Raw genomic sequence first — 23,227 nt, forward strand, 5'->3', positions numbered from 1 at the left:
GGATACTCCAACTGAGCCGACAGACCATCACATCCGGACAGCGCTGGATTTACTCAGCAGGGTTCAATGTGGACCCGGAACTGATCAGCACAGCACGGATCGACAGCGAATTGGCGGATCTGGAACGGCTCGTGGAGTCGGGAGCACGGGTTGCCGTACTCTCGCATCAGGGTAGTCATCGCGACGGCAGCGCCACCTCGCTCGAACATGTCACAGAACACCTGGCCCGACGGCTGAACAGGCCGGTGCGCTACTTTCCGGAGAACGCCTCCGACGAAGCGGTGCGGGTCTCCAGGAACATGCATCCCGGAGACATCGTGGTGTTCGGCAACACCCGGCACCATGCCGGCGAGGAGCAGGGCGATGCCGCTCTGGCGTATCGGTTCGCACAGTTGGGGGACCAAGTCGCCGTGGGCGGCTTCTCCAAGGCCCACCGAGCTCACGCCTCCAATACCGGCCTCTTGGAACACCTTCCCGGCTTCGCGGCCGGCAGCCTGGTGACGGAGGCGCGGTTCCTGTCCTCCTGGGCCGGAGAACGCCCGGACACCTGCTCGGCGGCGATCCTCGGGGGGCGCAAACCAGAGAAGACGCTGATCGGCCTGGTTCACTTCGCGGAGACCTGTGACCTGGTCATCCCGGCAGGTGTGGTGCTCAACACGGTGCTGCGCGCGCTCGGCCATGACGTCGCCGATTCCGACCTGGGAACCAAACCGGCTGCTTGCCTCGATGCCGCCCGAGAGGTCCTCGCATCCGGAAATGCTCGGCTGCACGTTCCCCGGACGGTTTGGGCCGCCCCCGACGACGGGACCACACCCCGAGCAGCACATCCCGTCGCCATCGAGGACGGAGTCCCGGATGGCCACGCGATCGTGGACTTCGCACTCGAACCATGGGCCGCCGAATTACTGGGCAAGACCGGACGGACGGTCCTGGCCGGCACTCCGACCCGCTACCTCGACGGACACCGCGAGGCCTCTGACGCAATCCTGGCCTCCCTGGAACCGGTAGCCGGCACCACGCTGCTGCTCGGAGGCGACACGGTGGCCGAACTTCCCTGGTCCGGGCCGGTGGCGACCGGCGGCGGGTCAGCGCTCGAACTCCTCGCCACCGGGACATGCGCTGTGCTCGACGCGCTGCGGAACAACACACGCCTCGCCGTTTCGAACCTTCCCCACGACGTTCCCGGTGAGGTGAACACATGAAGTTGGAACTGGACGTCCCGACGCACGTGGATTTCGGACGGGGCGAGCTCGATCGGATTGGCGACCACGCCCGTGCGCAGGGAACCTGCGCATTGGTCGTCACCGGCAGGACCACGGCGAAGGCGCACGGCTACCTGGACCGTGTCCTGGCCTCCCTGGAATCCTCCGGAGTCCGCTCCACGGTCTTCGACCGGGTGTCCGCCAATCCGCGCTCGGACGAGGTGGAGGCGGCGGCCGAGCAGGCTCGGCGGAACGGATGCGACCTCGTCGTGGGCCTCGGCGGGGGAAGCGCCCTGGACGCGGCCAAAGGCGTCGGCGTCAGCGTGGCAACCGGAGAGTCCGTCCGGGATCTCATCGGTGTGACCCTCGAAGCCGACACTCCCGCACTCCCGCTGATCGCGATACCGACAACGGCGGGCAGCGGTTCGGAGGTCACCAAAGGGGCGATCATCACGGACACCGTGCGCAATTTCCGCTCCGGCCTCCGGGGTGACGCGGTTTTCCCGCGCGTCGCGATCGTGGACCCCGACCTGATCGCCTCCGTGCCACGAGAGGTGATGGTGGAAACGGTTTTCGACTCCTTCGCTCATGCTGTGGAGGGTTGCGTCACGGCCCGTTCCGACGTCTCCAGCAGGGCACGTGCCCACCAGTCCATCGAGCTGATCGCCACTCACCTGCCGGCCGTGCTGCGCGGGGAGGATTCTTCCGCCGCCCGAGAGGCCCTGTGTCGGGCAGCGGTACTCGGTGGCGTGAACGTGGCCACGGTCAGCACCTGCTTACCTCATCGACTTCAGCAGGCGATGGGATCGGTACCCGGATTGGACATATCGCACGGCCGGGGACTGGCGGTCCTGTACCCGAGCTGGCTGCGACACACCGCCCCGCTGGTGCCGGACGAGTTCTCGGCGATCGCCGGTCTGCTGGGCGGATCCACGCTCCATGGGGCGGTGGACCGGCTGCTCACCTCGGCGGGACTCCGCTGCCGACTTCGCGACTGGGGCGTGACGAAGGACGACCTCGAGCGGTTCACCCAGAGCGTTACCGGCAACCTCGGCAACGACCCCGCCCCCGAGATCGGCACGGAGTACATCCGGACTCTCTACGCCGAGTCTTACTGAGCGGTGCCTTGCACGGGCATTCGGCGTAACGAACGCTCGCACTCTTCTGGAGTAAACGGGTTCACCACCTCGGTACCGGCCGCGCTCCGCGCACTCCGGTGCGTAAGCTGCGGGTGAGCAGGACGAGGACGTAGCGGAGGAAGCAGTGTACTTCACCGACCGTGGCCTGGAGGAGCTCGAGGAACGGCGCGGCGATGAGGAGGTGACGCTGACCTGGGTCGCCGACCGGATGCGCGCCTTCGTCGACCTCAACCCCGAGTTCGAGAACGCCGTCGAGCGGCTGGCGACCTTCCTCGCCCGGGACGACTCCGACGATCCCGATACCGAGGAGAACATCAATCCGGGCGAGGAGCTCTGAACGTCCGGTACGCACCCGCCCGCGCAGCGGGCGGAGTTCACGGGAGCTCATGCTTCGCTGCTGTCGACCACGTCGGTCAGGCTGTGCAGCAGCGTCGGCAGCGTGTGCATGATCGTTTCGCGGGTGGCGCTCTCCGGATCGGCGGCACCGGACAGGATCGCCTCCTCCATCGCGGACTCGTACTGGTCGATCAGCAGCCGGGTCAGGTGCACCGGATCGATGACGAAGCGCAGGCCGACCGACCGGGCCGTGGCCTCGGTCAACTCGGCAAGTTGCTGCCGGAAGGTGCGCGCGCTTTCGAGGAATCGCGGCGCGACCTCGGGGTCGCGCATGGCCAGTAACCGGAACTCGCCGAGCATGAGGCACCACTGTCGGGTGTCCGGCTGCGTGCTGAGCAGGTCGGCGACCATCTCCTCGAAGAACTCCCGGCTGGGCTTGTCCCGGGCACGTCCGAGCGGTTCGATGACGCTGTCGAACCGCTGCCGCAGCGTCTCCAGCCGGGTGCGGTTCTCCCGCTCGGTCAGGGCGAAGAACAGCTCGGTCTTGCTCGCGAAGTTGGAGTAGAAGGCGCCTCGGGTGAATCCGGCCTCGTCGGTGATCGCCTCGATGGCGGCCCCGTTGATGCCCTGCTCGGAAAAGACCCGGTATGCCGCGTCCATGAGCCGCTCGCGTGTCCTGGCACGACGCGCGGTTTCGCGGCCGCCGCCCCGACTCGCGGCATACCTCGCAGCGCCCTGGGCTGCGGGGTCTCTCCCGGTCGCCTGCACCATGACCTTTCCCTTCCGCCGGGCGGGGCGATTCGCGCCAACACCGGCGAACCGTCCTCACCGCCCCGCCATCCTAAGCGGATACACCCCTGTATCACGATGCACAGCTGTATCCGATACGTTTCCGTATCGGATACGATGTTGTATCCACCTCCCCCCGTTCCGGCGACAGGAGTGTGGCGTGTCCTCGTTCCTCTACTCACTCGGTCGAGCGGCCTACACCGCTCGGAAAACCGTCCTCATCATCTGGATGCTCGTTCTCGTCGCCACCGGCGGTTTGGCACTGGCTCTCAACAACGGCCTGAACAACACCGTGACCATTCCGGGCACCGAATCCCAGGAGGCACTGGACAGGCTGGCGATCACCTTCCCGGCAACCAGCGGGGCGTCCGCGCAGATCATCGTGGTCTCCCCCGGCGAGGGCAGCGTGCACGAACCGGCCATCGAGGAACCCGTTCGGCAAGCCATCGACGATCTGTCCACGATGGAGGCGGTCGCCTCGGCCGTCTCCCCCTACGGCGAGCAGTTCGGCGGCACGATCAGTGACGACGGTGACGCGGCCCTGATCTCCGTCCAGCTCCACGGTCAAGCCTCCGCCATCGACCAGAGCACCAAGGAACGGCTCGCCGAGATCACCCGGTCGCTCGACCAGCGGCTGCCCGCCGATGCCCGGGCCTCCCACGGTGGCCCGCTGTTCAGCCAGGAGATTCCGGGCGCGAGCATCGTGGAAGCGCTGGGGCTGGTCTTCGCCGTCATCGTGCTGACGATCACTCTCGGCTCGTTCCTGGCCGCCGGAATGCCGCTGGTGAACGCGCTGATCGGTGTCGGCGTCTCGGTCGCTTTGATCTTCCTGGCCACCGCGTTCACTCAGGTCATGGCCACGACACCGCTGCTGGCGCTGATGCTGGGGCTGGCCGTGGGCATCGACTACGCGTTGTTCATCCTCTCCCGCCACCAGCAGGAACTGACCAACGGCGTCCCACCGCGCGAGGCCGCGGCGCGCTCGGTGGCCACGGCGGGCTCGGCGGTGATCTTCGCCGGGATCACCGTCATGATCGCGCTGGTCGGACTCGGGGTGGCCGGAATCCCGTTCCTCACCACCATGGGTCTGGCGGCGACCCTCGCCGTGGGGATCGCCGTGCTGGTCTCGCTCACGCTCATCCCGGCGCTGCTGGGCTTCGCCGGGCAACGGTTGCACCCCCGCACCCGGCTCCGCCGTCGACGGAAGGCCACGCGAAGCACTCCCGCGGGCGAGCGGTTCTTCGCGGGCTGGGTCCGTGCGGCAACCCGGTTCCCACTGGTGACCGTGCTCGCCGTGGTGGCCGCGCTCGGCCTGGTCACCGCCCCCGCCACCGGCCTCCGCCTGGCCCTGCCGGACGCGGGCGCACTGCCGAAGGACGATCCGGCGCGAATCACCTACGACCTCATCTCCGAACACCTGGGCCCGGGTTACAACGGTCCTCTGCTGGTGACCGGCAACATCGTCACCAGCACCGATCCGCTGCAGCTGATGGACGACCTGAAAAGCGAGATCGAGCGGCTCGACGGGGTCGCCGAGGTGCCGATGGCCACCCCGGATCCCGACGCCACCACCGGCATCATCCAGGTCATTCCGGAAGGCGCTCCCGACTCGGAGCAGACCAAGGAACTGGTCGAGCGGATCCGCGCGCTGGACGAGCACTTCCAGCAGACCTACGGCGTCGACATCTCGGTCACCGGGTTCACCGCCGTGGGCATCGACGTGTCCGACAAGTTGGGCAAGGCGCTGCTGCCGTTCGGCATCGTGGTAGTCGGCCTGTCGCTGGTGCTGCTGGCAATGGTGTTCCGATCGATCGCGGTGCCGGTCAAGGCGGCGCTGGGCTACCTGCTCAGCATCGGAGCCTCGCTGGGCGTCATCGCTCTGGTGTTCCAGGACGGCTACTTCGCCGAGCTCCTCAACGTCGCAGGCACCGGACCGGTGATCAGCTTCATGCCCATCGTGCTGATGGGAGTGCTGTTCGGGCTGGCGATGGACTACGAAGTCTTCCTGGTCTCCCGGATCCGGGAGGAGTACGTGCGCACCGGGGACGCGCGCAGCAGCATCCACACCGGGTTCGTGTCCTCGGCGAAGGTGGTCACCGCCGCTGCGGTGATCATGTTCGCGGTGTTCGCGGCCTTCGTGCCGGAAGGCGACGCGAACCTCAAGCCCATCGCCCTCGGCCTGGCTGTCGGCGTCTTCGTCGATGCGTTCGTCGTACGGATGACGCTGGTGCCCGCAGTGCTGGCCCTGCTGGGCGAGTGGGCGTGGCGGATACCGCAGCGCCTGGATCGGATCCTGCCGTCGTTCGACGTCGAGGGTGAGAACCTGCGCGAGGAGCTGGAACTCGCCGAATGGCCCCGGCCCGACTCGGCGGACGCGGTGGCCTGCGCGGAACTGTCGCTGGTCGACCCGGCTTCCGGGCAGCGGATGTACACCGGCGTCGGTTTCACCGTGGCGGCGGGCACAGCGCACGTCGTGCGTGACGCGGAGGAATCCTCGGTCACCGCGCTGCTGCTGACACTGGCCGGTCGACTCAAACACGACGACGGCAAGTTGAAGGTCCTCGGTTTCGCACTGCCCACCCGGGCCTCCTCGGTGCGCTCCCGGGTCGCCTACGTCGACGTGGGCTCCGACGGTGCCGCCGCAGTGCGCCGAGCCATCGACGAATCCCCCGAGCTGCTGGTTCTCGACCGGACCGACCGGATTTCGTCCTCGTCCGAACGGGAGTCGGTTCGGCGGCTGTTGGCCGGTTCCGCAAGCACGCTCACCATGATCGCCGGAACCACCGGTTCTTCGGAGGTGCGCGAACTGCTCCCCCCGGACCGCCCCATCACCCTCTCCGACATCCGCGACGACGTACCGGACCTGTCCGGTGCGACGCGCTAACGAAGCGGAGGTACACCCCGTGAACTCACTGACGAACAGGACACGACCTCGCGCCGACGGCGATCGGCGTTTCCCGGTCCGTCGGCGCCTCCTGCCGGTACTCGGACTGTTGCTCGTGCCCCTGACGATCGCGGGCCTGCTGAGCTGGTCGCTGGGCAGCGCGGAGGAACGGCTCACCGATGTCGAGGCCGCTGTGGTCAACCACGACGAACCGGTGAAGGTGGACGGTCGGTCCGTCCCGCTGGGCAGGCAGCTGGCCGGGAAACTCGTCGGCGACGAGATCACAAGCAACTACTCGTGGGAGTTCGCCACGGAGAAGACGGCCGAGGAGGGCCTGCGCAGTGGCAAATACGTCGCGGTGGTGACGATTCCGAGGAACTTCTCGGCGGCGGCAACCTCGTTCTCCCGCGACCCCGCGCAGGCGCGGCAGGCCCGGATCGACGTCACCACCGGCGAGCACAGCCGGTTCGCCGACGAGGCGATCAACCGGTACGTGACCAGCACGGCCGCAGACCTGCTGGGGCAGCAGCTCACCACGACCTACCTGGACAACGTCCTCGTCGGGTTCAACTCGCTCGGTGACCAGCTCGGCGATGCCTCCGCGGGAGCGTCCTCGCTCGCAGGCGGTGCCGAGCAGCTGGCCTCCGGGATCGGTGAACTCTCCGGCGGCGCCGAGCAGCTCGCCCAAGGCTCGCGGGAACTCGCCGGGGGACTGGGCGAGCTGGAGAACGGCGCGGCACAGCTGGCCGGCGGTCTGGACCAGCTGCGCGAGCAAACCGCGCAGCTGCCACAGCAGGCGACCGCGCTCGCCGACGCCGCCGCCCGGGAGTCGAAAGGTGTGCAGCAACTCTCGAAGGGCCTGAGCACCCTGGCAGGCAACCTCCAGGACCTGCGGAAGCAGTGCCCGCCCGGGATCGTTCCGCTGTGCAACAAGATCGCGGTGCAGGCGGCGATCGCACAGAAGCTCGACAAGGGTGCGGGCCAAGTCGAGAAGGCCAGCACCGGCATCGCAGGTGGGTTGGCGAAGATGGCCGGGCGTGCTCCGGACTCCGGCGGCGGCCTGCCCGCGCTCGCCAAGGGAGTCGGCAAGCTCTCCGACGGCGCCGAGCAGCTGCACAGCGGAATCTCCCGGTCCCACGACGGCGCCACCGAGCTCTCCGGCGGCGCCGAGCAGTTGGCCTCCGGAATCGGTGAGCTCTCCGACGGCGCCGAAGAGCTCAGCAACGGCACCGAAGAGCTGTCCTCCGGGCTGAAGCAGGCCACGGAGGAGCTGCCCACCTACCCGGAGGAGCAGCGGCAGACCCTCGCCGACACCGTGGCCGAGCCGGTCACGACCTCGAACGGGACGAAGGTGGAGGTCGGAGGCACCGGCCTGCCGATGTACGCGGTGCTCGCCCTGTGGGTGGGCGCACTGGCAACGTTCCTGGTGCTGCGGCCCGTACCTGCGCGGACGCTGGAGTCGACCCGCTCATCTCTCGTGCTGACGCTGCGGAACTTCGCGTTGCCCGTCGGCATCGCTATCGCGCAGGGCGTGTTGGTGGCCGCGATGCTCGGCTGGTTCCGGGAGCTCTCGCTCGGTGACTGGGTGGCTACCGCAGGCATCGCCGCGCTGGTCGCCGTCGCCTGCACCGCCGTCAACCACGCGCTGGCAGCCGCGCTGGGTGGTGCGGGACGCTTCGTGTCGATGCTGGGCGCGCTGATCGTTGTTGCCAACGGGTTCGTTTCAGCGGTGCCTGCCGTGCTGGAGCAGCTCGCGGTGGCGCTGCCCACCGGCCCCGCGCTGAACGCGCTGCGCGCCGTGGTGACCACCGGCACCGCTCCCTCGGGCGGCGCGATCGCGCTCCTGGTCGTCTGGGCACTGATCGGGCCGGCCGTCAGCTGCCTGGTCGTCGAACGGCACCGCACGGTCCGCCCGGCACAACTGCTGGCCACCTACGGCGTGCGCGGGCACCGACTCGGGACCACCTGAACCGACTTCCGGAGGGCTGGTTCGAGCTTTGCCCGGATCGGCCCCCGGACCCCGGGTTCGCACCATCGGCTTTCGCGGGTTTCTCGTTCCTCACCGCGCAGTGCACCGCGCAGTGCACCGCGCAACGGGATTTCGGCTGCTCGCCGGTGCTGTGCAGTGTTGCTAACCAGCCAGTGCAGAAACTCCTGATGGACCTGCGGGCTCGCGCACACCAGACTCTGCAGCGGCCGTCCCCGGTCACCACCGGAAACGGGCCGCCGTGCAGAAGGGAGACAGCGTGCGTGCACTGGTCAAATCCTCGCCCGCACCGGGACTGGAGCTGACCGAGATTCCCGACCCCGCTCCGGGCCCCGACGAGGTCCTCGTCCGGGTCCTGCGAACCGGGATCTGCGGCACCGACCTGCACATCGCATCCTGGGACGACTGGGCCGCCCGAACGGTCCCGACGCCGCTGGTCGTCGGCCACGAGTTCGCAGGCGAGGTCGTCGAGGTCGGCAACGCGGTCGAGAAGGTCCGGGTCGGCGAGTTCGTCAGCGGTGAGGGGCACCTGGTGTGCGGCGACTGCCGCAACTGCCGAGCGGGCAGACGTCACCTGTGCGCCCACACCCGGGGCATCGGTGTGCACCACGACGGTGCCTTCGCCGAGTACGCGGTCCTGCCCGAGCACAATGCCTGGGTGCATCGCCACGACGTCGACCCGGACGTCGCCGCGATCTTCGACCCGTTCGGCAACGCGGTGCACACCGCACTGAGCTTTCCCGTGCTCGGCGAGGACGTACTGATCACCGGCGCCGGACCGATCGGCCTGATGGCCGCCGGGGTGGCCAGGCATGCCGGTGCCCGCAACGTCGTGGTCACCGACATCAGTGAGCACCGCCTGGAACTGGCACGCCGGTTCGATGTCGACCTGGCGCTGAACGTCTCCGAGCACACCGTGGCCGATGCGCAGCATCGACTCGGAATGGACGAGGGCTTCGACGTCGGCATGGAAGTGTCCGGGCAGGCTTCGGCGCTGCGCGCGACGATCGCCAACATGGCGCACGGCGGCCGCATCGCGATGCTGGGACTGCCCGCCGAGGAGTTCCCGGCCGACTGGAGTTCCGTCGTGCTCAAGATGCTCACGATCAAGGGCATCTACGGCCGCGAGATGTTCGAGACGTGGTACTCGATGTCGGTGCTGCTGCAGGCAGGCCTCGACCTCGCACCGGTGATCACGCACCGCTTCCCCTACACCCGTCACACCGAGGCCTTCGACACGGCGCGCGGCGGCCGCTGCGGCAAAGTCATTCTGGATTGGACGGTGGAAGAGTAATGTTCGGCACCGCGGCCGAGGACGTGCGCTCCCGGCTCGACGAAATCCGTTCCGAAGGACTGTACAAGCACGAACGTGTCCTCGGCTCGCCCCAGAACGCGCGCGTGGGGGTGACCGACTCCGGCGGAGACGATGAGCTGCTCAACTTCTGCGCCAACAACTACCTGGGACTGGCCGACCACCCGGCGCTGCTGACCGCCGCCAAGGAATCCCTCGACGAATGGGGTTTCGGGATGGCCTCGGTGCGCTTCATCTGCGGCACCCAGCAACCGCACAAGCGGCTGGAGCAGCGGCTGAGCGAGTTCCTGGGGACCGGGGACACGATCCTGTACAGCTCCTGTTTCGACGCCAACGGCGGCCTGTTCGAAACCCTGCTCGACGAGCGCGACGCCGTCATCTCCGACGAGCTCAACCACGCCAGCATCATCGACGGCATCCGGCTGAGCAAGGCACGCCGCACCCGGTACCGCAACCGGGACATGGCCGATCTGGAACGGAAGCTCGAAGAGACGGCCGGGGCACGGCACCGGCTGATCGTCACCGACGGCGTGTTCTCCATGGACGGTTACCTCGCACCGCTGGATGAGATCTGCGACCTCGCCGAGCGACACGAGGCGATGGTGATGGTCGACGACTCGCACGCCGTCGGCTTCACCGGACCGACCGGTGCGGGCACGCCGGAACTGTTCGGCGTCACCGAACGGGTCGACGTGAACACCGGGACACTCGGCAAGGCACTGGGCGGAGCCAGCGGCGGCTATGTGTCCGCCCGCGCCGAGATCGTCGAGCTGCTGCGGCAGCGGTCACGGCCCTACCTGTTCTCGAACTCGCTGGCACCACCGATCGTGGCCGCCGCACTGGCCGCCCTGGACCTGGTGCGTTCCGAACCGGAACTGCGGGATCGGCTGCGCAGCAACAGCGAACTGTTCCGCCGCCGCATGACCGAGGAAGGTTTCGATCTGCTGCCCGGCAACCATCCGGTCATCCCCGTCATGATCGGGGACGCGGCCGATGCGGCCCGGATGGCCGAACTCCTGCTCGGCGAGGGCGTCTACGCGATCGGCTTTTCCTACCCGGTCGTGCCGCGCGGCGCGGCCCGGATCCGCACCCAGATGTCGGCGGCGCATTCGCCCGCCGACATCGAGCGAGCGGTATCGGCATTCGTCACGGCACGCAACCGGATGGGTAGTCTGACCAGGTGATTGACCCACGTCGGCTGCAGGTGCTCCGCGCGCTCGCCGACCACGGAACCGTGCGAGCGGCCGCCGAAACCCTGTACCTCACCCCCTCGGCGGTCTCCCAGCAGTTGAACGCGCTGGAGAACGAGGCGGGCCAGCCGCTGCTGACCCGCTGCGGCCGCCGGGTGCGGCTGACGGCCGCGGGAGAACTGCTGGCCGAGCATGCCAAGGCGGTGCTGGCCGAACTGGAACGCGCCGAAACGAGCCTCGCCGCCTGCGCGGCGGGGACCGTCGGCCGGGTCGAGGTCGCCTCGTTCGCCTCGGCGATCACGCAGGTCGTCGCCCCGGCCATCGCGGCACTGCGGCAGCGGGCCCCGGGGGTGAACGTGCTGGTCCGCGACGCCGAGGCACACACCAGCCTGCAGTTGCTGCTGGCCGGGGAGATCGACGTGGCGATCTCGATGGAGTACGACTCCACGCTGCAGTCCGACGGCGGCAGGTTGACCCGCTACCCGCTGTACGCGGAGCCGTTCGACGTCGTCCTCCCACCCGGGCACCCGCTGTGCGAGTCCACGAGCGTGCCCCTCGAGGAGTTGAGCGAGTCCGACTGGATCGTTCCCCTGCCCGGCAACCCGTGCCGTGCGGTGATCCAGACCTGCTGTGCGAACACCGGATTCGTCCCGCGCATCACCCACACCTCGGACGATTTCCATGCCGTGGTGGCCCTGGTCGCGGTCGGTACGGGTGTCGCGCTGGTGCCGCGTACGGCCATTCCCGCCGACCACGGCGCGATCGTGCTGCCCCTGGCGGGTGATGCCCCGACACGCCGGGTCTTCGCCGCCGTCGAGCGCGGGCGCGAGAACCACCCGCTATTGCATTCGGCGCTGAATACCGTGCTGAACACCGCGAAAGACCTGTGACCGGGCTGGAGTCGAAGTTCGCGAGGAAAACTTCAACCCCGGCGCACGCGGTGTCCCGCTCGCCACACCGAGTGCGTCAGCGGCACGCCGGGGCGGTAGGCCAGCCACGCGGCGCTCGGCGCGTCGAGCACGTGTACGTCCGCGCGCGCTCCCGGACGCAGCACACCGACAGCTCCGTCACCTTCCTCCCGCCGGAGTGCCCGGGCCCCGCCCCACGTTGCTGCCCGGATGGCCTCGTCGATGCTCATCCGCATCTGCAGGACCGCGGTGGTCACGCAGAACGCCATCGAGGACGTGTACGACGAGCCGGGATTGCAGTTCGAGGCGAGCGCCACGGTCGCCCCGGCGTCGAGCAGGGCGCGAGCATCCGGCAGCGGCTGGCGAGTGGACAGATCGCAGGCAGGCAGCAGCGTGGCGACCGTGTCCGACTCGGCCAGTGCTTCCACGTCGGAGCCGTCGAGGTGGGTGCAGTGGTCCACGCTCGCCGCACCGAGTTCGGTGGCCAGCCGCACGCCGGGTCCCGCACCGAGCTGGTTGCCGTGCACCCGCAGTCCCAGGCCGCGTTCCGCCGCCGCCCGCAGCACCCGCCCGGACCGGTCGGCGTCGAAGGCCCCTTGTTCGCAGAAGACGTCACACCAGCCGACGTGCGGGGCGAGCGCGTCGAGCATGTCACCGCATACGAGATCGACGTAGTCATCGGTGTCCTCGCCCGGCGGAACCAGGTGTGCACCGAGGAAGGTCACCTCGTCGACCTCGGTGGCGGCGATTTTCGCCGCCCGCAACTCGTCGGCGACGGTGAGCCCGTAGCCGGTCTTCGTCTCGATGCACGTGGTCCCCTGGGCGGTGGCTTCGGCAACGTGGCGCCGCAGGTTCTCGGCGAGTTCGGCCTCCGAGGCCTGCCGGGTCGCATCCACCGTCACCGCGATGCCGCCGGCACGGTAGGGCCTGCCCGCCATGCGAGCGGCGAACTCGGACGTGCGGTCCCCGGCGAAGAGCAGGTGGGTGTGGCTGTCGACCCAGCCCGGCAGCACCGCGCGGCCTTCGACGTCGACACGTGTGTCGGCCTCCGGTGCCCTGGTCTCGGGGCCGACCCACACGACCCGGTCCCCGTCGAGCACCAGTGCCGCGCCGGTGAACGTGCCCGGGTCGTCGGTGTTCGTCGTGAGCTCGCCGACTCCGGTGATCACCGTGCTTGTCATAGGCGTCCGCTTTCACTCCTGGTGTTCACAGGTGCCCCCAATCGAGGAAGCATTTCTGCAGTTTCGCGCGAAACTGCAAAAATCACGTCCTTGCATCAGCATCCTGATCACGCAACGTATTTCTACCGGTATTCAATGCTCGACCGAAAGCCATGTCAGCTCGCCAGGTGTTCGAGGGTGCGCGCGAGCGCGACCACACCGGTGTCGCAGTCCTCGGATTCGGCGTGTTCCTCCGGCGCATGGCTCACCCCGGTGGGATTGCGGACGAACAGCATCGCGGTGGGCTTGTGGGCCGCGAGGATGCCTGCGTCGTGCCCGGCCCCGGTGGGCAGCATCGGAGCATCATCGAGCAGCGAAGCGAGCTCCTCCCGCAGGCCCGCGTCGAAGTGCACCGTGTCCGCATAGGACTCCTCGGTGACCTCGACCCGGCAGCCCTCCTCGGACGCATATCCATCGGCCTGCCCGGCAAGGTCGTCCACCAATCCGCGAGTGGCCGCGTCCGCGGGCGAACGCACGTCCAGCCACACATCCACAGTGGAGGCAATGACGTTGGTGCCGCCCGGTGTCGGGACGAGCCGACCCGCCGTCGCCCGGGCACTCTCGGTACCGAAAGCGGCCTCCCGAGCCGCGAGAACGAGCCGGGATGCGGGCAGCATCGGGTCGCGGCGGTCGGTGATCGGCGTCGCTCCGGCGTGATTGCCCTGGCCGCTGAACCGGAAGCGCCATCTGCCGTGGGACAGGATCGATGAGGCCACGCCGACCGGACGATGCAGGTCGATCAATCCGCGTCCCTGCTCCACATGCAGCTCCACGAAGTGCCCGATCCGATCCAGCGCCACATCGTCGCGCCCGGCACGCTCCGGTGCCATACCGGCCGAGCGCATCGCCTCGGCGAAACTCACCCCGTCGGGATCGCGGAGATTACGGGCCCTGTCCGGATCGATCGTGCCTGCCAGCAGGCGCGATCCCAGGCACGGCACGCCGAACCGGCCACCCTCCTCCTCGGCGAACACCGCCACTGCGAGGGGGCGCCGCGGGGTGAATCCCTCGGCACGCAACAGATCCAGCGCGGCCAGCGCGCTCACCACACCGAGGGGCCCGTCGAAGGCTCCACCACCGGGGACGGAGTCGAGGTGACTGCCGGTCACCACCGCATCCGTTCCGGGCTCACCCCACCATGCCCACAGGTTCGCGTTGCCGTCGGTGGTGACCTGCAATCCCCTGCTGCGGGCCTGCTCGGTGAACCATTCCCGTAGCTCCTGCTCGGCGTGGTCGAAGACGTGCCGGGAGAAGCCACCGCGTGCGCGGTCGACCCCGATGTCGTCGATCGACACCAGCAATTCACTCGCTGTCGTCACCTTCACTCCTCTGTGGAAGACCTTCGCCCTTGTGACGAGCGCCCACGGTTGTTCCGCACGTTGCGTTACCCCCGATGCGGGTGATTTGTGCAGTTTCGCGCGAAACTGCACAAATTCTCACTCGGACGGAGGGGATGCTGCAGAGAATCAACCCCCGAGTCGGGGGACGTGTATTCCGCGCTCGGTGGCCACCTCACGGGCACGGTCATAGCCCGCGTCGACGTGCCGGATCACGCCCGTAGCCGGGTCGTTGGTCAGGACTCGCTCCAGCTTCTGCGCCGCCAGTGCCGTGCCATCGGCGACCGTGACCTGACCGGCATGCAGCGAGCGCCCGATGCCGACACCGCCGCCGTGGTGCAGCGATACCCATGTGGCTCCCGAAGCGGTGTTGACCAGGGCATTGAGCAGCGGCCAGTCGGCGATGGCGTCCGAACCGTCGGCCATCGCCTCGGTCTCCCGATACGGTGAAGCCACCGAGCCGCAGTCCAGGTGGTCCCGGCCGAGCACCACGGGAGCCGTCAGCTCACCGGAGGCCACCATGTCGTTGAACCGCTGAGCCGCCACATGGCGCTCGCCGTAGCCGAGCCAGCAGATCCGCGCCGGGAGCCCCTGGAACGAGACCTTCTCCCCCGCCATCCGGATCCAGCGAGTCAGGTGCTCGTCCTCGCCGAACAGGTCCAGCACGGCCCGGTCCGTCGCGGCGATGTCGGCCGGGTCCCCGGACAGTGCCGCCCACCGGAACGGCCCCTTGCCCTCGCAGAACAGCGGCCGGATGTAGGCGGGCACGAATCCCGGGTACTCGAACGCGCGCTCGTAACCGGCCTCCCGAGCTTCGCCACGCAGCGAGTTGCCGTAATCGAAGACCTCCGCACCCGCGTCCAGGAAGCCGACCATCGCCTCGACGTGCTTGGCGATGGAATGCCGGGCACGGTCGGTGAACTCGTCGGGCTTCTGCGCCGCATAGTCGTCCCAGTCCTCCGGCGCGACACCGACCGGCAGGTAGGACAGTGGGTCGTGCGCGGAGGTCTGGTCGGTGACGATGTCGGCGTCCACACCACGGCGCAGCAGTTCGGGCAGCACGTCGGCGGCGTTGCCGATGACGGCGACCGAATACGCCCGGCGCTGCGCCTTCGCGGCCTCGGCCTTCTCGACGGCCTCGTCGATGCTGCCCGCCACCTCGTCGAGATAACCGTGGTGGACACGACGGTGTGCCCGCCTGCCGTCGCACTCGACAATCAACGCGGCCCCACCGTTCATCGTCACCGCCAGTGGCTGTGCGCCTCCCATCCCGCCGAGTCCGGCGGTGACCGTCAGCGTTCCCGCGAGGCTGCCACCGAAGCGCCGCCGGGCGACTGCTCCGAAGGTCTCGTAGGTGCCCTGCAGGATGCCCTGGGTTCCGATGTAGATCCACGATCCGGCGGTCATCTGCCCGTACATCGTCAGGCCGAGTGCGTCCAGGCGGCGGAATTCCGGCCAGGTCGCCCAGTCTCCGACGAGATTGGCGTTGGCGATGAGCACCCGCGGCGCCCATTCGTGGGTGCGCAGGACACCGACCGGTTTGCCGGACTGAACCAGCAGCGTCTCGTCCTCACCCAGAGTGGTCAGCTCCCTGGTGATCGCGTCGAAACTCGCCCAGTTTCTGGCCGCCTTGCCGGTGCCGCCGTAGACGACGAGGTCGTCGGGACGTTCGGCGACCTCCGGATCGAGGTTGTTGTGCAGCATCCGCAGCGGTGCCTCGGTGCTCCAGCCGCGGGCTGTCAGTCCGTTTCCGCGCCCCGCGCGCACGGGCCTGGCTCCGGTACTCATGAGGACCTCCCGTCCGTGGTGCCGTCGAAACGCCGGAGCACCTCGCCCACGGCGCCGGAGCGGATGAGCTCTTCGGTCGCGGCGATCTCCGGTGCCATGTGCCGATCGGGACCGGGGCCGTCGACCCGCTGCCGCAGCAGGTCACGAACCGCTGCCGTGGCCGGTGCCGGCTGCAGTGGGGCACGCAGGTCCAGGGCCCGCGCGGCCGTGAGCAGTTCGACCGCCAGTACCGTGGTCAGCCCGTCCACGGCCCGACGCAGCTTGCGTGCGGCCGACCACCCCATCGACACGTGGTCCTCCTGCATCGCGCTGGTCGGGATGGAATCCACCGACGCGGGTGCGGCCAGGCGCTTGAGCTCGGTGACCACTCCGGCCTGGGTGTAGTGCGCGATCATGTGCCCGGAGTCCACGCCCGGGTCCGCGGCCAGGAAGGCGGGCAGGCCGTGCGAGCGGGCGACGTCCAGCATCCGGTCGGTGCGGCGTTCGGCCATACTCGCCACATCGGTCAGCGGGATGACCAGGAAGTCCAGCGCGTGCGCCAGCGGTGCACCGTGGAAGTTGCCGTTGGACTCCACCCTGCCGTCACCGAGGACCACCGGGTTGTCGATGGCCGCGGCGAGCTCACGCTCGGCCACGGTCCCGGCGTGGGCGACGGTGTCCCTGGCGGAGCCGTGTACCTGCGGGGCACAGCGCAACGAATACGCGTCCTGTACCCGGTTGCAGTCCGGCCCGCGGTGACTGGCCACGATCGCCGAGTCGGCCAGCAGCGCCTCCATCCTGGCCGCCGAATGCGCCTGGCCGGGATGCGGGCGAAGGGCCTGCAGATCCGCGGCGAAGGCACGATCGGTGCCCAGCAGTGCCTCGACACTCATCGCCGCGGTGAGGTCGGCGACGTCCAACAGCGCGGACAGATCGTGCAGGGCCAGCACCAGCATGCCGAGCATGCCGTCGGTGCCGTTGGTCAGCGCGAGCCCTTCCTTCTCGGCCAGCACGACCGGTTCGATTCCGGCCTCGGCCAGCGCTTCGGCAGCGGGTCGATACTGCCCTGCCGGGTCGATGACCTCCCCTTCACCGGTCAGCGCCAGCGCCACGGCGGCCAGCGGTGCCAGATCACCGGAACACCCCAGCGAGCCGTACTCGTGAACGACCGGGACGATGCCGGAGTTGAGCAGCGATGCCAGCGTATGCGCCGTTTCCGGCCGCACACCGGTGTGCCCGGTGGCCACGGTCTGCAGGCGCAGCAACATCAGTGCGCGCACGACCTCGGGTTCGACCGCAGCACCCGCACCGGCCGCGTGGGAGCGCACGAAGGAGTGCTGCAGCGCGACCCGCCGATCGGAGGGGATATGGCGGACCGCGAGCGCACCGAAGCCGGTGGAGACCCCGTAGGTGGGCTGCTCGGCGACGGCGAGCGCGTCGATGTGCTCGCGGGTGGAGCCGATGCCCTGCTCGGCAAGGTCGGTGAGCCGAACCCCGGCACGGCCGCGAGCGACCTCGATGACCTGCTCGGGAGTCAGTGGCTCCGGCCCGACCTGCTGCGGGTTTTCCGTGTCGGAACGTTCGATGTGCATGTGTCCATACCACCGTGACGAGCACCGAGACGGAAAGCCCGACGAAGACAACTCTGTCTGAAATACCAGACCACGGGGTGTCCGAGCAGGGGTTGACGTTCTCGGGAAAACGTCAACCCCTGATACGGAGTCGAACGGTTACCGGCCGAGCCGGGAAACGAATGTCTTGGCCAGGTCCGCCGCGTTGGCCTTGTCGACCACCATCCGCTTGTTGAGTTCGGTGAGCTTCGTGGTCGTCAACGCCTTCGAGACCCGGTTGAGCGCGTCGATCTGCTGCTGATTCAGGTCTCCCCGGTGCACCAGCGGCACGACGTTCTGCGCCGGGAACATGTCCTTCGGGTCCTCGAGCGTGACCAGGTTGTTGCGCTCGATCGCCGCCGAGGTACTGAACAGGTTGGCCACCTGGATCTTGTCGCTGAGCAGTGCGTCCACCGTGATGCTGCCCGCCTGCAGCTCGCGGATCTCCCGGAAGGTACAGCCGTAGAGCTCGGCGATGCGGTCCTTCCACCGCGACTTCCACTCGGCCGGTGCCCCCAGCACGAGCTCGCCACAGCGCGGGCCGAGATCGGCCATCGACCGCAACCCGGAGGCGGCCGTTTCGGCGGTCACCGTCAGCACGTCGGAGTCCTCGGCCGGGGAATACTGCAAGACACCCAACTCCGCGGGCAGGGCCTTGTCCAGCGCGTCGTAGACCGGCTGGGACCTGGTGGCCTGCGCCTTCTCGTCGAGATACTTCAGCAGGTTGCCGGTGTAGTCCGGAATGACGCTCAGCTCACCTTGGCGAACCGCTTTCACGTAGACCTCGCGGGCGCCGATGCGTCCCTTCGTCCGCACCTCGGCACCGGTGGAGCGCAGCGCTTCGGCATAGATCTCCATCAGCAGCTCGCTCTCGGCGAAGTCGGCGGAGCCGACCACGATCGGACCACCCTCGCCCGATTGCGAATCCAGCGGGTCACCGGGACCGCACCCGGTCAATGTCAACGCCGCGACCAGCGCAAGTCCCAGCGCGAAAACACGTTTCATGCCTGCCTCCCGTTCCTTCGAGATCCTGTCGGAGTTGCGTTTCTCAGTTGCCTGCGCGGTTCGCTTCGGCGATCAGGACAAGACCTCGCGGAACCATCAGTCGCGAGATCCCCGCCAGCACGAGATCGACCGCGACGGCCAGCAACGCGATGAACATCGCGGCGGCGGCCATCTGCGCGTAGTCGTTGATGGCCAATCCGTTCAGCAGGATCCGTCCGAGCCCACCCAGACCGACATAGGCGGCCACGGTGGCCGTCGCCACCACCTGCAACATCGCACTGCGCACACCACCGATCAGCAACGGCAGTGCGTTCGGCAGTTCCACCTGCCACAGTCGCTGAGCGGGCGTCATCCCCATGCCTTTGGCCGCATCGACGATCTCGGTGGGCACGCTGTCGATGCCCGCGTGAGTACCGGACAGAATCGCCGGGATCGCCAGGATCACCAGCCCCGCCAGCGCAGGTGCTTCGCCGAGACCGAAGATCAGCACCAGCATCGTGACCAGGCCGAGCGTCGGAAGTGCTCGCAGCGCATTGCTCGCGCCGACCACCACGGTTCCACCGCGCCCGGTGTGTCCGATGTAGAGACCGAGCGGAATGGCGATCAGCATGGCGATGCCCACCGAGACCACGCAGTAGTACAGGTGCAGCAGGGTCTGCGCGGGCACCCCCTCGGAGCCGTGCCAGTGCTCGGGGTTCGTCAACCAACCGATCAGATCCGCGATCACGGCTCGCTCACCACCTTGTCCACGCGGGACCACGGTGTCAGCAACCGCCACAGCCACACCAGCAACAGATCCACCACCAGCGCCAGCAAGAGCGTGAGCACGATACCGACCACGATCTCGGCCATGTGATCGTTCTGAAAACCATCGGTGAACAGCCCGCCCAGGCCGCCGATACCGATCACCGCACCCACGCTGACCAAGCTGATGTTGCTGACCGAGGCCACCCGCACGGCCGAGATGAGTACCGGGGTCGCCAGCGGCAGTTCGACCGTCGCGAAACGCCGCCACGGCCGGTAGCCCATCGCCGTCGCCGCAGCGGTGATATGGCCCGGCACCGACTCCAGCGCGTCGAGTACCGGACGCACCAGCAGCGCGGCGGTGTAGAGCGTCAGGGCGAGCACCACATTGACCGGAGACAGCAGCGGCGTGCCCAGCACGCCGGGAATGAGGACGAACAGGGCCAGCGACGGGAGCGTGTAGAAGATGCTCGCCGCGCCCAGTAACGGGCCACGCAACTGCCGATGTCGTTGAGCGAGCCGACCGAACGGCAGCGCCACCAGCACTCCCAGAACCAGCGGCACCAGGGACAGGTACACATGCTCGCCGAGCAGCGTCAGCACCATCTCGCGGTAGCCGGGGCTGGCGAAGAAATGCAGTAGTTCCTCGATCACGGTGCGGCACCTTCGACCGTGGTCGACCTGCGGTGGTCCTCGATGAGATCGAGGACCTGCCGCGCAGTGACCACGCCGACATAACCGCCGTTGTCGTCGACCACCACGCCCAGCCCCGACGGCGCGGACAGCGCCGCGTCGAGAGCCCCACGCAGCGGCGTCCCTTCGATGTAGAGGGAGCCGCCCGCCATCAGCTGACCCTCGGTGAGCTGTCCATCCACAGTGGCATCGGGAGGCAGCCAGCCACGCGGGCGCTGCTGCGCGTCCAGCACCAGCACCCATCCGGCTCTGCTGGGCACGTCGGCGCTGGTGTCACCGATGTGGACGATGTCGGCGGCCTCCGGCCGGAGGCCGCGCGCGTCCATGAAGGACAGGCGCCGATAGCCTCTGTCGCGTCCCACGAACGAGGTGACGAAGTCGTCGGCGGGTTCCGCGAGCAGGTCATCGGGCTCGGCGTACTGCGCGAGGTAGCCGCCCTGCCGAAGCACCGCCACCTTGTCGCCGAGTTTGACGGCCTCGTCGATGTCGTGGGTGACGAACAGGACCGTCTTGCCCAACTCGCCCTGCAGCCGCAGTAGCTCCTCCTGCAATCCCGCTCGCACGACGGGATCGACCGCACTGAACGGTTCGTCCATGAGCAGCACGGGCGGGTCGGCCGCCAGCGCACGGGCCACGCCGACACGCTGCTGCTGCCCTCCGGAAAGCTGCGCCGGGTACCGCTTGCCCAGGTCCGTGGGCAGGCCGACCCGTTCGAGCAGCTCCGCCGCGCGCCTGCGCGCCGTACGTCGCTTTCGGCCGAACAGCAGCGGCACCGTGGCGACATTGTCGAGGACCGTGCGGTGCGGGAACAGCCCGGCCTGCTGGATCACGTAGCCGATGCCCCGCCGGAGATGTGCCGGATCGACCTCCCGGACGTCCTTGTCGCCGACGAGTACGGATCCGGATGATGGCTCGATCATGCGGTTCACCATCCGCATCAGGGTGGTTTTGCCGCATCCGGACGGGCCGACCAGAACCGTCATCGTCCCGGCTTCGACCGACAGGCTCAGCTCCTGTACCGCCACGGTGCCGTTCTCGTACTGCTTGCGCACGGACCGGAACTCGATCACCGAGCCCCCTCGTCGACCACCGACGGTCACTTGCCGACCGCCGCAAATCTCGCCGAGCCTAACCCGATCGAGCGTTTCGTGCGACGTGCTGACAGTGATACGTGACATCGCCCTCCCCGCCACTCGAACGTTTCGGCCCGTCAACGGACCGGTGCCGGTCGGGTGTGAAATTTCGCGAGAAATTGGCATTTACTCGAGGGGCACCGACTTCGCAGGTCTCGCCCCACCATCCTCACCGGACACAATCCCGCCGCGCACCGCGGTGGGGAACCAACGGCGCTGCGGCGAACAGCCGGGCAAACAGCGACGCCCACAGTAAAACCGTAGGCTTGAGAACCTGATGAACAGCAGTCCGAGCGGCGCAGTGCCCCACCCCGAGAAACCCCGGCCCGAGACGCCGCAGCCCGAGACACCCCAGCCCGAGCAGCCCGAGGCGCCGCAGGGCGAAACCCCGGCTTCCGCACGAACCGGAGAACCCGCCGCCTCCGAGCCGATCGATGCCGTCGCTGCGCTTCTTGCCGCGGCGGGTGTTCGCGCACGCCCGCTGCGCGAGGTCCTCGCACAGCTCACCGAGGGCGCGCATACGCTCGATGACCTGGTCCGCACTCCCGCCGTCCCCCGCCGTATCGTCGAGGAACTCCTCACGGCGGCGGGCAGCGACATCGATGTCGAAAACGGCACCTATCGACTCGTGCCCGCAGTGCTCCACCGTTACCGTGCTCGCTTCGCGCTCGACGCACTAACCGGCACCCCCGACGGTCCCGAGGTGCTCGACCGCGTCCGCGAGTTCGTCGCATCCGGCCCCGCACCTGCTGCCGCGCTCGACCACGTGACGGCCACGCCGGAGACCACGCTGCGCCGGGCCGAATGGCTCCGTGACCACTACGACCTGCGCGGGGCACGAATCCTGTGCCTCGGCGACCACGATCTGACCTCGCTCGCGGTGGGTCTCATCGAGCCCTCCGCACAGGTGACCGTCGTCGACCTCGACGAACGGGTCCTCGCACATATCGACGGCCTCACCGCGGAACACGGGCTGCGTATCCACACGTTGCACGCCGATCTGCGGTTCGGACTGCCTCCGGCCGCGAAGGGCGCGGCCGACGTGGTGTTCACCGACCCGCCCTACACCCCGGAAGGGGTGGGACTGTTCGCCGCAAGCGCCACCGAGTGCCTTGCCGATGCCAACAGCCGGGTGCTCATCGCCTACGGCTTCAGTGACCGGAGCCCGGCACTCGGCCATAAGGTGCAGCAGGAACTCCTGCAACTGGGCATGGTGTTCGAGGCGATCCTGCCGAATTTCCACCGCTACTACGGTGCCCAGGCCATCGGTAGCGCCAGCGACCTCTACGTCTGCCTCCCCACCACGCGAACCCGCAAACTCGCGGGCGGGAAATCCGCGAGCATCTACACGCACGGTCCCCAGTCGGTGGAGGCCGCCACGGCAACACCGACCGAGGCATTCCTGCGGAAACTGGGTGATCTCACGCGTACGCCGGTGGAGAAGTTGCGCAGGCCGGGCTGGGACCGGCCGGTTCCGGCACCCCGCGACTGCCCCGTCTTCGATCTGCGCGCCGACCCGGGACCGTGGCTGCTGCGCATGCTGCTGGCCTGCAACGCCGATCGTGTTGCCTTCGTGGTCGGCAACCGGCACCCGGACATCACCAGCGAGCACGCGCAGACCTCGCTGGCGAGCTTGATCGCAGCCAAGTACACGCTGCGCTTCCACCGCAGCAGCCCGGACCCGAATTGCGCGGTCGTCTTCGCCACCCCTCCGGCGCGCGAGCCGGGCATCGCAGGCCACCTGCTGCACCGCGCTCACGGCAAGGTCGGAAACATCTGGCGTGAAGCGCTCATCGCCGAAGCGGATCGTGCGGGTTCCACCCTCACCAAGAAGGAGGCCAACCAGCGCGTTGCGGCACTGATCCAGGACACCACCGATCTGGGCGCTCGCCTCGTCGATCTCCCGCGGCACCGTCTGGCCGCACTCCTGCACACCGCCGACGTGTGATCCTGCGGCCGAGAGGAGCGGCA

The 23,227-nt window shown here is 68.5% G+C and carries 18 protein-coding genes; 9 read left to right on the forward strand and 9 right to left on the reverse strand.

Annotated features, from left to right (window positions below):
• Positions 1 to 68 precede the first annotated feature (68 nt).
• The 3 genes from pgk (at position 69) to JOF55_RS07035 (ending at position 2,678) form a co-directional block, all read left to right on the forward strand.
• Positions 69 to 1,202: a phosphoglycerate kinase gene (gene pgk / locus JOF55_RS07025; RefSeq protein WP_310271362.1), complete on the forward strand. Its 1,134-nt coding sequence runs from the start codon at positions 69 to 71 to the stop codon at positions 1,200 to 1,202.
• The gene (locus JOF55_RS07030) at positions 1,199 to 2,320 is read left to right on the forward strand and encodes an iron-containing alcohol dehydrogenase (RefSeq protein ID WP_310271365.1); all 1,122 of its coding nucleotides are present in this window, start codon (positions 1,199 to 1,201) and stop codon (positions 2,318 to 2,320) included. The genes pgk and JOF55_RS07030 overlap by 4 nt, the downstream gene beginning before the upstream one ends.
• 145 nt (positions 2,321 to 2,465) lie before the next feature.
• Entirely contained in the window at positions 2,466 to 2,678 is a 213-nt protein-coding gene (locus JOF55_RS07035) for a DUF6104 family protein (RefSeq protein ID WP_310271368.1), read from the forward strand.
• Positions 2,679 to 2,725: 47 nt separating this feature from the next.
• On the opposite strand, the gene JOF55_RS07040 is transcribed toward JOF55_RS07035, so the two are convergent.
• A complete protein-coding gene (locus JOF55_RS07040; RefSeq protein ID WP_310271371.1) occupies positions 2,726 to 3,448 on the reverse strand; it encodes a TetR/AcrR family transcriptional regulator in 723 nt (240 codons plus the stop codon).
• Positions 3,449 to 3,626: 178 nt separating this feature from the next.
• Between JOF55_RS07040 and JOF55_RS07045 the strand changes: the two genes are divergently transcribed.
• The 5 genes from JOF55_RS07045 (at position 3,627) to JOF55_RS07065 (ending at position 11,729) form a co-directional block, all read left to right on the forward strand.
• Positions 3,627 to 6,350, forward strand: coding sequence for an MMPL family transporter (locus JOF55_RS07045; protein WP_310271373.1), 2,724 nt, complete (start codon positions 3,627 to 3,629; stop codon positions 6,348 to 6,350).
• 19 nt (positions 6,351 to 6,369) lie between these two features.
• Positions 6,370 to 8,319 (forward strand): YhgE/Pip family protein, encoded by a 1,950-nt coding sequence (locus tag JOF55_RS07050; RefSeq protein ID WP_310271376.1) that lies wholly within the window; start codon positions 6,370 to 6,372, stop codon positions 8,317 to 8,319.
• 277 nt (positions 8,320 to 8,596) lie between these two features.
• The gene (gene tdh / locus JOF55_RS07055) at positions 8,597 to 9,631 is read left to right on the forward strand and encodes an L-threonine 3-dehydrogenase (protein ID WP_310271378.1); all 1,035 of its coding nucleotides are present in this window, start codon (positions 8,597 to 8,599) and stop codon (positions 9,629 to 9,631) included.
• Positions 9,631 to 10,833 (forward strand): glycine C-acetyltransferase, encoded by a 1,203-nt coding sequence (locus tag JOF55_RS07060; protein ID WP_310271379.1) that lies wholly within the window; start codon positions 9,631 to 9,633, stop codon positions 10,831 to 10,833. Before tdh ends, JOF55_RS07060 begins: the two co-directional genes overlap by 1 nt.
• Positions 10,830 to 11,729: a LysR family transcriptional regulator gene (locus tag JOF55_RS07065; RefSeq protein ID WP_310271382.1), complete on the forward strand. Its 900-nt coding sequence runs from the start codon at positions 10,830 to 10,832 to the stop codon at positions 11,727 to 11,729. The genes JOF55_RS07060 and JOF55_RS07065 overlap by 4 nt, the downstream gene beginning before the upstream one ends.
• Positions 11,730 to 11,761: 32 nt before the next feature.
• Here the strand turns inward: JOF55_RS07065 and hutI are convergent, their stop codons facing one another.
• The 8 genes from hutI to JOF55_RS07105 form a co-directional block, all read right to left on the reverse strand.
• The gene (hutI, locus tag JOF55_RS07070) at positions 11,762 to 12,928 is read right to left on the reverse strand and encodes an imidazolonepropionase (protein WP_310271384.1); all 1,167 of its coding nucleotides are present in this window, start codon (positions 12,926 to 12,928) and stop codon (positions 11,762 to 11,764) included.
• A gap of 155 nt (positions 12,929 to 13,083) precedes the next feature.
• Complete coding sequence (locus tag JOF55_RS07075) at positions 13,084 to 14,286, reverse strand: allantoate amidohydrolase (RefSeq protein WP_310271387.1); 1,203 nt, start codon at positions 14,284 to 14,286, stop codon at positions 13,084 to 13,086.
• A gap of 147 nt (positions 14,287 to 14,433) precedes the next feature.
• Entirely contained in the window at positions 14,434 to 16,092 is a 1,659-nt protein-coding gene (hutU, locus tag JOF55_RS07080) for a urocanate hydratase (protein ID WP_310271390.1), read from the reverse strand.
• The gene (gene hutH / locus JOF55_RS07085) at positions 16,089 to 17,663 is read right to left on the reverse strand and encodes a histidine ammonia-lyase (protein ID WP_310271393.1); all 1,575 of its coding nucleotides are present in this window, start codon (positions 17,661 to 17,663) and stop codon (positions 16,089 to 16,091) included. Before hutH ends, hutU begins: the two co-directional genes overlap by 4 nt.
• A 138-nt stretch (positions 17,664 to 17,801) precedes the next feature.
• Positions 17,802 to 18,686: an ABC transporter substrate-binding protein gene (locus tag JOF55_RS07090; RefSeq protein WP_310271396.1), complete on the reverse strand. Its 885-nt coding sequence runs from the start codon at positions 18,684 to 18,686 to the stop codon at positions 17,802 to 17,804.
• A gap of 43 nt (positions 18,687 to 18,729) precedes the next feature.
• On the reverse strand, positions 18,730 to 19,413 hold the full coding sequence (locus JOF55_RS07095) for an ABC transporter permease (protein ID WP_310271399.1): 684 nt from the start codon (positions 19,411 to 19,413) through the stop codon (positions 18,730 to 18,732).
• Positions 19,410 to 20,084: an ABC transporter permease gene (locus JOF55_RS07100; protein ID WP_310271402.1), complete on the reverse strand. Its 675-nt coding sequence runs from the start codon at positions 20,082 to 20,084 to the stop codon at positions 19,410 to 19,412. The genes JOF55_RS07095 and JOF55_RS07100 overlap by 4 nt, the downstream gene beginning before the upstream one ends.
• Positions 20,081 to 21,193: an ABC transporter ATP-binding protein gene (locus JOF55_RS07105; RefSeq protein WP_310271406.1), complete on the reverse strand. Its 1,113-nt coding sequence runs from the start codon at positions 21,191 to 21,193 to the stop codon at positions 20,081 to 20,083. Before JOF55_RS07105 ends, JOF55_RS07100 begins: the two co-directional genes overlap by 4 nt.
• A gap of 340 nt (positions 21,194 to 21,533) precedes the next feature.
• Between JOF55_RS07105 and JOF55_RS07110 the strand changes: the two genes are divergently transcribed.
• The gene (locus JOF55_RS07110; protein ID WP_310271409.1) at positions 21,534 to 23,204 is read left to right on the forward strand and encodes a bis-aminopropyl spermidine synthase family protein; all 1,671 of its coding nucleotides are present in this window, start codon (positions 21,534 to 21,536) and stop codon (positions 23,202 to 23,204) included.
• Positions 23,205 to 23,227: the final 23 nt, after the last annotated feature.

The sequence above is a fragment of the Haloactinomyces albus genome (assembly GCF_031458135.1).
GTDB lineage: Bacteria > Actinomycetota > Actinomycetes > Mycobacteriales > Pseudonocardiaceae > Haloactinomyces > Haloactinomyces albus.